Origin of the sequence: Clostridium sp. AM22-11AC, from assembly GCF_003473545.1 — a bacterium.
Classification (GTDB): domain Bacteria; phylum Bacillota; class Clostridia; order Lachnospirales; family Lachnospiraceae; genus Enterocloster.
In genome coordinates this window covers 74,541-88,190 of record NZ_QUCM01000011.1, presented here as the reverse complement: position 1 = coordinate 88,190, position 13,650 = coordinate 74,541, and the positions used below count along the sequence as shown (strand labels likewise).

General features: G+C 42.4%; 7 protein-coding genes. 6 read left to right on the top strand and 1 reads right to left on the bottom strand.

The window, feature by feature from the left end:
• Window positions 1–587: 587 nt before the first annotated feature.
• From DW251_RS11200 to DW251_RS11185, 4 genes are read left to right on the top strand one after another with little or no spacing between them, the layout of a single operon-like run.
• On the top strand, window positions 588–1,370 hold the full coding sequence (locus DW251_RS11200; RefSeq protein WP_118301180.1) for an ABC transporter substrate-binding protein: 783 nt from the start codon (window positions 588–590) through the stop codon (window positions 1,368–1,370).
• A complete protein-coding gene (locus tag DW251_RS11195; RefSeq protein WP_347474658.1) occupies window positions 1,357–3,567 on the top strand; it encodes a response regulator in 2,211 nt (736 codons plus the stop codon). The genes DW251_RS11200 and DW251_RS11195 overlap by 14 nt, the downstream gene beginning before the upstream one ends.
• On the top strand, window positions 3,545–5,395 hold the full coding sequence (locus DW251_RS11190) for an ABC transporter substrate-binding protein (RefSeq protein WP_021870268.1): 1,851 nt from the start codon (window positions 3,545–3,547) through the stop codon (window positions 5,393–5,395). Before DW251_RS11195 ends, DW251_RS11190 begins: the two co-directional genes overlap by 23 nt.
• Before the next feature lie 47 nt (window positions 5,396–5,442).
• On the top strand, window positions 5,443–8,349 hold the full coding sequence (locus DW251_RS11185; RefSeq protein WP_347474657.1) for a response regulator: 2,907 nt from the start codon (window positions 5,443–5,445) through the stop codon (window positions 8,347–8,349).
• 165 nt (window positions 8,350–8,514) lie between these two features.
• On the opposite strand, the gene DW251_RS11180 is transcribed toward DW251_RS11185, so the two are convergent.
• Complete coding sequence (locus tag DW251_RS11180; RefSeq protein WP_347474656.1) at window positions 8,515–10,803, bottom strand: glycogen/starch/alpha-glucan phosphorylase; 2,289 nt, start codon at window positions 10,801–10,803, stop codon at window positions 8,515–8,517.
• Window positions 10,804–11,019: 216 nt separating this feature from the next.
• Here DW251_RS11180 and DW251_RS11175 point away from each other — a divergent pair, with 216 nt between their 5' ends.
• Window positions 11,020–11,922, top strand: a complete 903-nt coding sequence (locus tag DW251_RS11175) for an AraC family transcriptional regulator (RefSeq protein WP_118301168.1) — start codon at window positions 11,020–11,022, stop codon at window positions 11,920–11,922.
• 104 nt (window positions 11,923–12,026) lie between these two features.
• Window positions 12,027–13,532 carry a 4-alpha-glucanotransferase gene (gene malQ / locus DW251_RS11170; RefSeq protein ID WP_118301166.1) on the top strand — a complete coding sequence of 502 codons (1,506 nt, stop codon included), beginning with the start codon at window positions 12,027–12,029 and terminating at the stop codon, window positions 13,530–13,532.
• Window positions 13,533–13,650: the final 118 nt, after the last annotated feature.

Sequence of the window (13,650 nt, the reverse complement as noted above, 5' to 3'; positions counted from 1 at the left end):
AGTTCTGACAATAGGCGACGCAAGCCCACGAACAAAGGATTTTCTCCCAAATGTGCATCTGTCATGCGCATCGGCGGTTTTCGGACCCTTCGGAAATCTTTTGGACCTTAGTCGATTAAATCTAAATATGCCCCAGTTATTGCCACACTGTTAAAAAATCAGACTTTGATTTTGCCACACTAAAGGAGAGTGAATGCATTGATATATTCCAAGAAAGACAGAACGGTAGATGCCCCGAAAGGACACTTATTTTCAGAATTTCTGGAAGATAAGTGTCCTTTTCTGGATCTTATACCTCAAAAAGCACTGAACCACTGGATAATGGCAGGAGTTTTTTGCAATCTTAAAGAATTTTAAGCAGTAAAGAAGAGATATTGTTCTTGTGTACGGAGGGGCGTGGGCGTATAATAAAATCAGTTTTCTGAATTTTGAGACAACTTCAATGGTCAGCAGAAGAAAACCGGAAATTATTACAACTACTACAGAGGCTGTTTTTCAGGAAAATTGTACCGACAGGATATGGAAATGAGGTTTGTAAGGTGAAAAAAGGGAAAAAAATTACGGCTGGATTGATATTTCTTATATTAATGACAGTATTAATGACAGCTCTCACAGGATGCAATAAGACAGATAAAATAACTGACACAACGGAAAATCCTGTTATAAAAATCGGAAGTGATAATTATCCTCCCTATAATTTTCTAAATGAGGATGGTATGCCGACGGGAATAGATGTTGATCTGGCGACGGAAGCATTTGGAAGAATGGGATATAAGATAGAGATCATTCCCATAAGCTGGGAACAGAAAAAGAAACTGTTAGAAAATGGAGAAATAGACTGTATTATGGGCTGTTTTTCCATGAAAGGACGACTGGATGATTATCAGTGGGCAGGTCCGTATATGATAAGCAGGCAGGTTGTTGCAGTCAATCCTAACAGTGATATCTATAAATTAAGTGATCTGGAGGGAAAAAAACTTGCTGTCCAGTCAACAACAAAACCGGAAGAGATATTTCTGCGCCGGACGGATGAAAGGATTCCTAAGCTGGGGAATCTGATCAGTCTGGAAAACAGGGAATTGATCTATACTTTTTTAGGAAAAGGCTATGTTGATGCAGTGGGAGCCCATGAGGAATCCATTATCCAATATATGAAGGATTATAATATGGAACTGCGTATCCTGGATGAACCACTTATGACAGTGGGGCTCGGAGTTGCATTTGCAAAGGATGACACCAGAGGTATTTGCCAGAAATTAGAACAGACATTAGCTGACATGAAAGAAGATGGAACAGCTGCAAAAATCATTGGGAAGTATCTTGATGATCCGGAGAAATATCTGGAGGTAGATAAAATTGGAGAAGAATAAACAGGAATGGATAAAAATGAAATTCTGGACTGTCAGTGCAGTCCTGGGTATGTGTCTGACCTGTTTTACAGTTCTGTATTTTTTCTATTTTAGTAAAGCCTATGAGGAATCCCGGCTTTTGAATATAGTAAATTATGTGAAGGTACAATGTTCTGTGTATACACGTTATAATGAGGTGTCAGAATGTAAATGCCTGATACGTGCGATCGACAGTGCAAGACAGGTCAGTGTTGTCATAGATGCAAAAACACAGGACGGAAAAGAATTTAACAATCAGCTCTTAGAAGAATGTACAGACCAATTATGGCTGACAGGTGCTATGGTACTGGATGCAAATGGAAATATTGTAGGTGAATATAGTGAGAGCGGGAGTGTGGATAGAAGCCGTTTTGCAAAAATACAGGAACATGTTAATAAAGAAACAATACTGGATATTGCAGATCATGAGGAAAAGGTATATTCCCAGCAGATCAGCTGTGATGATGGAGGGCATATAGATGTAGCTGCATGTGCCAGGAGAGATGAACCTGGTATTGTAATTACTTATTATTATACATCTGCTGAGTTTTTGCAAAATTATAAGCTTACCATACAGAGCCTGTTAAATGGATATCAGACCTTTAGTGACGGAACGATCATGATCGTGGATAATGGTGTGGTCATTGCTTCCAATGATACCAGCCTTATTGGTCAGGATGCGAAAAAACAGGAGGTGATCCAGGCTTTAAAGAAAAATGCAGACAGCAGACATTTAATGCATTTGAATGTGGGTGACGATTTCTATTATGGACTGATGCTGAAACAAAGGGATTATTATATTTATGCATATATTCCGGAGCGTACTGTGTTTCATACGTTGCCGCAAAATGTGATAATGGTCATGTTTATTTATATGGTGGTGGTGACACTGGTATGGCTGCTTCTTAAAAAATCCAGGGCAAACAGCATTAAAATAGAAATGGAAAGAGAACAGGAGTACCAGAGAAAACTTCTGGAAGAAGCTAAAAAGGCAGAGGCGGCCAATCGGGCGAAGACAGAATTTCTCCAGAGGATGAGTCATGATATCCGTACACCGATCAATGGGATTTGCGGAATGGTCGATGTAGGGGATCATTACAGCAATGATCTGCAGAAACAGGCAGATTGCAGGAAAAAGATCCGTGAAGCTTCAAATATTCTTTTAGAGCTGATCAATGAAGTTCTTGATATGAGCAAGCTGGAATCAGGAGAAATTTTGCTGGAAGAAAAGCCTTTTGATGTTTATAAGACAATAAATGATGTGATGGACCTGGTTAGCAGACAGGCAGATGAAAGGGGAATAAAGGTTGAACAGACAATAGAGATCGAGCACCGGAAATTACTGGGAAGCTCCCTTTATCTGAAGCGCATGCTGATGAATATCCTGAGTAATGCTGTGAAATACAATAAGGATTATGGAAACATAGATCTAAGCTGTAAAGAAATCCCGTCACACAGTACAGAAAGTACAATGCTGGAATTTACATGCCGTGATACAGGTATTGGCATGAGCAGCGGATTTAAAGAGCATGTTTTTGAATCTTTTGCCAGGGAGCAAAAGGGCGGAGCTTCTAAATTTGGGGGAACAGGTTTAGGGATGACCATCACCAAGAACCTGGCAGAAAAAATGGGTGGAACGATCACCTTTGAAAGTGAGAGGGACAAAGGTACGACCTTTGTGCTCCGGGTCCCATTTAAAATAGACCTGGATGCGGATAAACATAAAGAACAGAAGAATGTATCGGAAAGATCCATAAAGGATCTGAATATCCTTCTGGTAGAAGATAATGAGCTGAATATGGAAATTGCTGAATTTTTGCTCCAGAATGAGGGCGCCCAGGTGACGAAAGCATGGAATGGACAGGAAGCAGTTGAGATATTCGAAAAAAGCAGATCCGGTGAATTTGATGTCATTCTTATGGATATTATGATGCCGGTCATGAATGGCTATGAAGCAGCAAAGATGATCCGGTCTCTGGACAGGAAAGATGCAAAGGTGGTCCCCATCATCGCAATGACAGCAAATGCCTTTACCGAGGATAGGCTGAAAGCAAAAGAAGCAGGGATGGATGAACATATTGCAAAACCCGTTGATGTAAAATTACTGGTAAAAGTGATCAGCAGATTGGTGGAAAATAGTTTTTGGGGGATCCGTAATGAAAAAGAAAAAATGGAATAGGTTGTTTTCTGTACTTTTTGTGATGGTGACAGTTATATCACTTCTGTCAGGCTGTGGCAGAAAGAGTGCAGAAAAAGAAGATGCAGAAACGATCACAGTATATTTGTGGTCCACGCAGCTGTATGAAAAATATGCACCATACATCCAGAAACAGCTTCCGGATATTAATATTGAATTTGTGGTAGGTAATAATGACCTGGATTTCTACCGGTTTCTGAAGGAAAACGGTGGATTGCCGGATATTATAACCTGCTGCCGGTTTTCACTCCATGATGCAAGCCCACTTAAAGACAGCCTGATGGATCTTTCCACAACCAATGAGGCAGGTGCTGTCTATAATACATACATTAACAGTTTTACGAACCAGGATGGCAGCGTAAACTGGCTTCCTGTGTGTGCAGATGCCCATGGCTTTGTAGTGAACAGGGATCTTTTTGAAAAGTATGATATTCCTTTGCCAACGGATTACGAAAGCTTTGTTTCTGCTTGCAGGGAATTTAAAAAAGCAGGTATCCGTGGTTTTGCGGCAGACTATTATTATGATTATACATGTATGGAAACGCTGCAGGGACTGTCTGCATCAGAGCTTTCTTCTGCAGCCGGACGCAAATGGCGTACCATCTACAGTAATCCGGAAAATACAAAGAGAGAAGGCCTGGACAGTACAGTCTGGCCGGAGGCTTTTGAACGTATGGAGCGATTCATAAAGGATACAGGATTGAGCCGGGATGATCTGGATATGAATTATGATGATGTGATTGAACTGTACAAAAACGGTAAGGTTGCCATGTATTTTGGCAGCTCTTCCGGTGTAAAGATATTTCAGGATCAGGGCATCAACACAACATTTCTGCCATTTTTTCAACAGAACGGCGAAAAGTGGCTGATGACTACACCCTATTTCCAGGTGGCATTAAACCGTGATCTGACACAGGATGAAACACGCCGGCAGAAGGCAATGAAGGTGTTGAATACAATGCTTTCAGAGGATGCTCAGAACCAGATCGTTTATGAGGGCCAGGATATATTAAGCTACAGTCAGGATGTGGATATCCATCTTACAGAATATCTGAAGGATGTAAAGCCTGTGATCGAAGAAAACCATATGTATATCCGTATTGCGTCAAATGACTTTTTTGCCATTTCTAAGGACGTGGTTTCCAAAATGATATCAGGAGAATACAATGCAGTGCAGGCTTATCAGTCATTTAATACCCAGCTTCTTGAGGAAAGCCCTATTTCTGAAAATATAGTGCTGGAGCCACAGAAAACATATTCCAATATCTTTCATACCAACGGGGGGAATGAAGCGTATTCTGTTATGGCAAACACTTTGCGAGGTATTTATGGCACAGATGTGCTGATCGCATCAGGAAACAGCTTTACAGGAAATGTACTGAAGGCAAAATACAGTGAAAAAATGGCAGGCAGAATGATCATGCCAAATGGTCTTTGGGCTTACAAATGTACAATGAGCGGGTCTGAACTGAAAGAAACAGTCAGAAACTTTGTAGAAGGCTATGAGGGAGGTCTCATTCCCTTTAACAGGGGCTCTCTGCCTGTGGTCAGCGGCATTTCTGTGAAGGTTAGGGAAAATGACGATGGCTATACGCTGGATAAAGTTACAAAGAATGGAAAAGCAGTTGGGGACAATGACAGGTTTACTGTAACCTGTCTGGCAATACCGCGACACATGGAAGCTGATCCTGCAGGTAAAAATATTGTATTTGACAGTGAAGATATTTCTGTGAAAGATACCTGGACAGGACATATTTCGGAGGGTAATGTTATTCTTGCAGAGCCTGAAGACTACATTACTCTGAGGTGAGAAGAATGAATATTGGAAATCGTAATACAGGCAGAGAGAACTTTTTCATGGGAAAACGATTAAGGATAGCTGTCTTTATTGTTTTCTTCATTGGGATCGTTTTGACTGCTTTCCGGTATTTTAAGTTTGTGTCGAAAACGGTTTATGAGGAAAGTGCTTCCCATTTGACGGAGGTTTTTCATCAGTCAAATAATGTGTTAAATGAACTGGCAAATAAAAATCTGACCTATCTTCATATGTGGGGGGAGTATCTGAAGAAGGTTTCTGATGAAAGCGAGATCCGTGATTATATAGATAAAGCCCAGGAAGAGGCCGGTTTTTTATATTTCTATTTTCTGTCAGCTGACGGCAACTATAAGATGTTAACAGGTGAAGCCGGGTATCTTGGATTACAGGAAAATCTTGAAGATAAGATCACGCTGGGGGAGGATATCATAACAAATGCAGTAGTTCCCGGAAAACAACAGATGCTTGTATTTGCCAGCCCCCAGTCTCATGGAAGCTATCAGGGTTTTGAATATGATGCAATTGCCATTGCATATGAAAACGCTGATATAGTAGATGTATTGGATATCTCTGCTTTTAATGGAAATGCCAAGAGTTATGTGGTTCATCCAGATGGCCGTGTTGTCATCGATCATTCCTTTGAGGCATGGGGAACCGTGTATAATTTCTTTGGTGTTTTAAGAGAGCATTCTAATATTTCCGAAAAGGAGATCCTTGAACTTTCAGAGAAATTTAAAGAGAGACGTACAGATACGATGCTGGTAAATCTGGATGGAAGTAATTACTATCTGGTTTATGGAAGCTCGGAATGCCAGGACTGGATATTTCTGGGACTTGTCCAGGCTGATATAGTCAATGCCAGCATGAATTCCCTGCAGCTTCGGACTATGCTCCTTGGAGGAACCATAGTGTTCGGTTTTGCTGTCTTTATTATTGAACTGATCCTCCAAAAGAACAGGATAAGCCTGAAAAGAAGGGATGTTGAGATCCTCTATAGGGATGAGCTGTTTCAAAAGCTGTCCATGAGTGTAGATGACGTTTTTCTGATGCTGGATGCAAAAACATATAAGGCAGATTATGTAAGTCCCAATGTGGAAAAACTGCTGGGCATTACAGTAGAACAGATCCAAAAGGATATTAGCGTCTTGGGAAAACTGCATTCCGAAGATTGTGAAGATCCAAAGAAGAATTATCTGAAAGAGATCCAGGTAAATGAGCAGCAGGAATGGGATTTTGAATATGTTCACCAGAAAACAGGGGAACAACGCTGGTTTCATATTATTGCAATGGGCAGTGAGGTAAACGGAAAAAAGAAATATATCCTAGTTATGTCTGACCGTACCGTTGATAAGAAAATGAACCAGGCCCTTTATGAGGCAGTCCGCGCTGCGGAAACTGCCAACCGGGCAAAGAGTACATTCCTTTCCAACATGTCCCATGATATCCGTACGCCAATGAATGCTGTTATCGGTTTTACTACACTGGCTGTAAGCAACATTGATAATAAGGAAAAAGTCAGGGATTATCTGGGAAAGATCCTTTCATCCAGCAACCATCTGCTTTCACTGATCAATGATGTACTGGATATGAGCCGTATTGAGAGCGGAAAGATCCATCTGGAAGAAACCGAGGTCAGTCTGTCTGATATGCTTCATGATCTGAAGACGATCATCAGTGGACATATCTATGCGAAGCAGCTGGAGCTTTATATGGATGCCATGGATGTTACAGATGAGGATGTTTATTGTGATAAAACCAGACTGAACCAGGTGCTGCTGAATCTTTTGTCTAATGCGATCAAATTTACGCCTGCAGGGGGAACCGTTTCTGTCCGGCTGAAGCAGTTTCCAGGGACGAAAAAGGGCAGTGGGCTGTATGAGATCCGGGTAAAGGATAGCGGGATCGGTATGAGCCAGGAATTTATACAGAGGATCTTTTCTCCTTTTGAACGGGAGCGGACTTCCACAGTCAGCAGGACTCAGGGGACAGGACTTGGCATGGCAATTACCAAGAATATTGTGGATATGATGGGGGGAACGATTGAAGTTCGGACAGAGCAGGGCAAAGGAACTGAATTCATAGTCCGTCTGCCATTGCGGATCCAGTCAGAGCAGCGCAGCATAGAGAAGATCGCAGAGCTGGAAGACCTTAAGGCATTGGTTGTAGATGATGATTTTAATACCTGTGACAGTGTGACAAAGATGCTTGTAAAGGTTGGAATGCGTTCAGAATGGACACTTTCCGGTAAGGAGGCCGTTCTTCGTGCGCGGCAGTCTATGGAACTGGGGGATGCATTCCATGCTTATATCATTGACTGGCGTCTGCCGGATATGAATGGCATTGAAGTCACCCGTCAGATCCGCAGTCTGGGCGATGATACGCCGATCATTATCCTGACTGCTTATGACTGGTCAGATATTGAAGTAGAAGCCAGAGCAGCAGGAGTAAATGCATTTTGCGCAAAACCGCTGTTTATGTCAGATATCAGAGAGACACTGATGACTGCTATCGGCCAGAAGCAGACCGGGGCAGAGAACTGTATCCTTCCGGAAACAGGTTCCGATTTCAGAGGCAGATGTATACTGCTTGTGGAAGACAATGAGTTAAACCGTGAAATTGCTGAGGAGATTCTTAAACAATATGGATTCCTGGTTGATATAGCGGAAAATGGAGCAGTGGCAGTGGAGAAAGTGAAGAATTCAGCACCAGGCACTTATGATCTGGTGCTTATGGATATTCAGATGCCTGTAATGAACGGATATGAGGCCACGGAGCAGATCCGGGCACTGGAGGATCCGGCACTGGCAAAGATCAGGATCCTTGCAATGACTGCCAATGCTTTTGACGAAGACAGAAAGAAAGCGCTGAAATGTGGTATGGATGGATTTATGTCCAAGCCGATCGTAATGGAAGAATTGATCCGTGAATTGCAAAATAATATGAAATGAGCCAGATCACAGCCATTTACCCATGTTTTTTGGCGGGGCTAAAGTCTAAAAAACCTCCTGCAAACTTGCTTGCAGGAGGTTTTTCTGACCTTTTGAACATAGTATTTTTGAACATAATATTTTTTGAACATAGTATCTTTGGCCCTGGTATCATAAAATCCAGGATCATCTTAATTTCCATATATCCCGGTCATACTCCCCGATCGTTCTGTCAGAGGAGAAATATCCGGCCTGGCTGATGTTGACTAACATTTTTCTCGCCCATAAGGTGCGGTCTTCGTAGTCGGCGAAGGCCTTTTCTTTTGCTTCGCAGTAGGATTTGAAGTCTGGGAAGGTCATGAACCAGTCTTTGGTTAACAGTTCTTTGTACAGACGTTCCAGGTTTTCTTTGTCGCCTACGGCTAACATTTTCTTGCTGATGATGAAATCAACAGCTTCTTTGATAGCCGGGTCTGCATCGTAGTAGTCTTTGGAGCAGTAGTTGGCTTTCTTGTAGCGCTCGATGACTGTTTCGCTGGAATCACCGAAAATGTAGATATTGTCATCGCCTACCAGTTCGTGGATCTCTACGTTGGCGCCGTCATCAGTTCCAAGGGTTACGGCACCATTTAACATGAATTTCATGTTTCCGGTTCCGCTGGCTTCTTTGGAAGCAAGGGAGATCTGCTCGGAAATGTCGCAGGCCGGGATCAGTTTTTCTGCCAGAGTGACATTGTAATTGTTTACCATAACTACATTTAAGTATGGTTTTACCTCAGGATCTTTGTCAATGATCTGCTGCAGGCAGAGGATCATATGGATAATGTCCTTGGCAATGATGTAGGCAGGTGCTGCCTTTGCCCCGAAGATGGCAGTGATCGGTGTAGTTGGCTTTTTGCCTTTTTTGATCTCTAAATATTTGTGGATGAGATACAGGGCGTTCATCTGCTGTCTCTTGTACTCATGGAGACGTTTGATCTGGATATCGAAAATGGAGTCCGGGTTGATAGTAATGCCCTGGGTCTCTTCCAGATATTTAGCCAGCTCTGCTTTTTTCTGTGCCTTAATGTCTAACAGGCGGTAAAGCTGTTTTAAATTTTTGGTGATAACTGGTGTATCTAATTTCTTTAATTCTTCTGCATCTTTTTTAAATCCGTCCCCAATAAAACCGGTGATGAAATCAGTCAGTTCCGGATTGCTGTGCAGCAACCAGCGGCGGAAGGTAATACCATTGGTCTTGTTATTGAACTTCTTAGGATAAAGCTTGTAGAAGTTGTTTAATTCTGTCTCTTTTAAAATATCGGTATGAAGAGCTGCAACACCGTTTACGCTGAAACCATAGTGGATATCAATGTGGGCCATGTGTACCAGGTCGTTTTTATCGATAATATATACAGATGGATCATCGAATTTGCGGCGTACCTTATCATCTAAAACTTCCATAATAGGAAGAAGCTGTGGAACTGCCTCTTTGAAGAATTCTACCGGCCACTTTTCCAGTGCTTCTGCCAGTATCGTATGGTTGGTGTATGCGCAGCAGTGGCTTACGATCTCAATGGCATCGTCCATTTCCATACCGTGCTCAGTAGTCAGCAGGCGGATCAGTTCCGGGATGACCATAGTTGGATGGGTGTCGTTGATCTGGATCACGGCATAGTCAGCCAGGTCATAAAGGGTAGAACCTTTGGTAATGGCTTCGTCTAAAATCAGTCTTGCGGCATTGCTTACCATGAAATACTGCTGGTAGATACGCAGGATGCGTCCTTCTTTGTCGCTGTCGTCTGGATAGAGGAAGAGAGTCAGGTTCTTTGCAATGTCGGTCTTATCAAAGGAAATGCCGTCCTCTACAATGCTTTCATCTACAGTTTCCATATCAAACAGGTGGAGCTTATTGGTGCGGTTGTTGTAGCCGGTAACTTCAATATCGTACATACGGGATGTAAGGGTGAAGTTTTTGTATGGAATTTTATAGGTTACATCTGTTTTTGTCAGCCAGGAAGTATTCTCGATCCAAGGATTTGGTTCTTCTGCCTGTTTGTTGTCTTTAAACAGCTGTTTGAAAAGACCGAAATGGTAATTTAAACCAACTCCGTCACCGTTTAAGCCCAGAGTAGCAATGGAGTCTAAGAAGCAGGCAGCCAGACGTCCCAGACCGCCGTTTCCAAGAGATGGCTCTGGTTCTGTTTCTTCTACTGCACTTAAGGATTTTCCATTTTCTTCCAGAAGGTTCTTTACTGTATCATAGATCCCAAGATTGATCATGTTATTGGAAAGCAGTTTGCCGATCAGAAACTCAGCGGAGATATAATACAGTTTTTTCTTTCCCTGATTGGACTCTTTGTCCTTTGCCATTTCCTGGACCAGAGATAAAAGTCCGGTATAAAGCTCTTTTTCAGAGCAGGCAGAGATCTCTTTGCCGCAAAGGGCAGTTAGTCTGTTTTCTAATGTTTCTTTTGTCATTGTATGTTCAACCATGAAATCCATTTCCTTTCTGTGGTGATATGCCAATATCTGGCCCGTTTCATTTTCTGTGTTTTTATGTGTTTATTATAGAAAATAAATCTTTTTCCGTCTTGTAGAATGCCAGTATATTATAGTACAATACTATCAAAAATGTAAAAAATATAGAAACATGATAAAGAAATGGAAAATAAATAAAAAAATACAGGATAACGGAAGGAGGAGAGAAAAATGAACCGGGGGTACCATGAAATAAAGGAACATGGAAAAAGAGAATTTCCGTTTAATATTTATCCCTGCTCGATCCCGGTAGATTTCTCCCATGTGGCTCTTCACTGGCATGAAGAAATGGAAATTATTGCTGTGAAGAAGGGAAAGGGGCGGATCACAGTGGATACAGTGTCTTATCCTGTGGAGGAAGGAGACATTCTGGCTGTTTTTCCGGGACAACTTCATGCGATCTCCTGTGGGAATGGTGAGAGAATGGAGTACGAAAATATCATTTTCCGCCTTTCTATGCTGATGGGGGATAATGGAGACGGCTGTACCGTACATTTTTTGAAACCGCTTCAGGAAGGGCAGGCGAAAAATCCGGTCCTGATACAAAGAAATCAGCCGGATCATGAAGTGTTTGGAAAGGTGATACAGGAGCTGGACCGTTTTTCGGAGATACGTGGTAATGGGTATCAGCTGGCGGTCAAGGGTCAGTTATTTTTGTTTTTGTATTATGCTTATGGCAGAGGCATCTTGTTTACAGAGAAGAAGCCGGGACATGCAAGAGAGAAAATCAAGGGGATACTGGAGTACATCCGGGAACATTTTGGGGAAGAGATTACGATCAGGCAGGCGGCAGAGCTGTGCTTTTACAGTGAGTCCCACTTTATGAAGTATTTTAAGCAGTATGCGGGGATGCCATTTATCCAGTATCTCAATGATTACCGGCTGACAAGAGCCGGGGAATATCTGAAAATGACAGAGGAAAATGTGACCCAGATCGCATTAAAATGCGGGTTTGAAAATTTGTCTTATTTTAACCGGTTGTTTCGCCGGAAGTTTGGTGTGACGCCCAGGCAGTACCGGGAAGATCAGGAAGCTGCAGCAGGGGTGTCAGGAGAGTCTTCGCCTTTGTTGTAGGAGAAGGGGAAATGTGCTACACTAAGGTATAAGTATAAATAAAAGGCAAGTACAGGAAAGATTTTACGGGTACATGTACTTTTAAGCAAAAGGGGATAAATAATATGAGAGAATGCGGCATGCTTCTTCCAATCGCCAGTCTGCCATCTAAGTATGGCATTGGCTGTTTTTCAAAAGAAGCTTATGAATTTGTAGATCAGTTAAAGGAAGGCGGACAGAGCTTCTGGCAGATCCTTCCATTGGGCCCTACGGGTTTTGGGGATTCGCCTTATCAGGCGTTTTCTGCATTTGCTGGAAATCCTTATTTTATTGATCTGGAGCAGCTGGTCGGAGAAGGTCTTCTTACAGAAGATGAGTGTGAAGAGGCTGATTTTGGTGATGATGACCGGTATATTGCTTACGATAAAATATACAAAGCGCGGTTTAAGGTCCTGAAAAAAGCTTATGAACGGTGGAAAAAAGACCATCATCAGTTCCTTAAGTCTAAGCTGGATCCTGAAACCATAGAATACTGCTTTTATATGGCAGTAAAAGATCATTTTAAAAGTGCCAGTTGGAACAAATGGGATAAAGATATCCGCCTGCGTAAGCCTGCGGCAGTAGAGAAATATAAAAAAATGCTGGCAGATGAGATCGGATTTTATGAATTCCAGCAGATTGAATTTAATGAGCAGTGGAGCCGCTTAAAGGCTTATGCCAATGAAAATGGTATCCGTATTATCGGGGATATCCCCATCTATGTAGCTTTTGACGGGGCTGACAGCTGGGCTCATCCGGAGTTGTTCCAGTTTGATGAGGAATGTCTGCCAAAGGCAGTGGCCGGCTGCCCACCGGATGCATTTTCAGCAACAGGCCAGCTTTGGGGAAATCCGTTGTATGACTGGGGATATCATAAGAAAGATCATTACAGCTGGTGGATCAAGCGTATGGAATACAGCCTGAAGCTGTATGATGTGGTGCGTGTGGATCATTTCAGAGGTTTTGAGGCTTATTATTCCATTCCTTATGGAGATCCTACCGCTGAGTTTGGACATTGGGAAAAGGGACCGGGACTGGATCTGTTTGCCCGGTTGAAAAAGAGTCTGAAAAAAGAAGAACTGCCGATCATTGCGGAAGATCTGGGATTTCTGACACCGGAAGTCCATGAGATGTTAAAAGAAAGCGGCTTCCCGGGAATGAAGGTACTGGAATTTGCCTTTGATGATTCAGAAAACAGCGATTACCTGCCTCATAAATACCAGGAAAACTGTATTGTGTATACAGGAACCCATGATAATGAGACACTGGTGGGCTGGTATGAGAACATGAACCGTAGAAATAAGTCCTTTGCAAGGGAATACATGGGCTGTCGCCATACACCAAAGAAGGAGATGCACTGGGAGTTCATCCGCCTGGCTATGGCAAGTCCGGCAAAGCTGGCAGTGATACCGGTTCAGGATTATCTGGGACTTGGGGCAGAGGCCCGGATCAATGAGCCTTCCACACTTGGAAAAAACTGGAAATGGAGACTGCTACCGGGAGAAATAACCGGGGATGTTTTGAAACAGTGCCGGAGAATGGCAAAATTGTACGGACGCCTTCCGGAAACAGTGTCAGACATAAATATGTAATATGTTTAAGGAATTGTTATGTAAATATTCAAAATTAATTCATGTATTTGCATTAATTATCTGATAAAATATAATCATCCGAAGGATAGAACTATATCCGATTTTCAGGAGGGGTAGA

What these genes read in the sequence shown, in the direction of transcription:
- DW251_RS11180 (WP_347474656.1), bottom strand. Translation starts at nt 10,803, where the DNA reads ATGGTTGAACATACAATGACAAAAGAAACATTAGAAAACAGACTAACT.
- DW251_RS11190 (WP_021870268.1), top strand. Translation starts at nt 3,545, where the DNA reads ATGAAAAAGAAAAAATGGAATAGGTTGTTTTCTGTACTTTTTGTGATG.
- malQ (WP_118301166.1), top strand. Translation starts at nt 12,027, where the DNA reads ATGAGAGAATGCGGCATGCTTCTTCCAATCGCCAGTCTGCCATCTAAG.
- DW251_RS11175 (WP_118301168.1), top strand. Translation starts at nt 11,020, where the DNA reads ATGAACCGGGGGTACCATGAAATAAAGGAACATGGAAAAAGAGAATTT.
- DW251_RS11200 (WP_118301180.1), top strand. Translation starts at nt 588, where the DNA reads ATGACAGTATTAATGACAGCTCTCACAGGATGCAATAAGACAGATAAA.
- DW251_RS11185 (WP_347474657.1), top strand. Translation starts at nt 5,443, where the DNA reads ATGGGAAAACGATTAAGGATAGCTGTCTTTATTGTTTTCTTCATTGGG.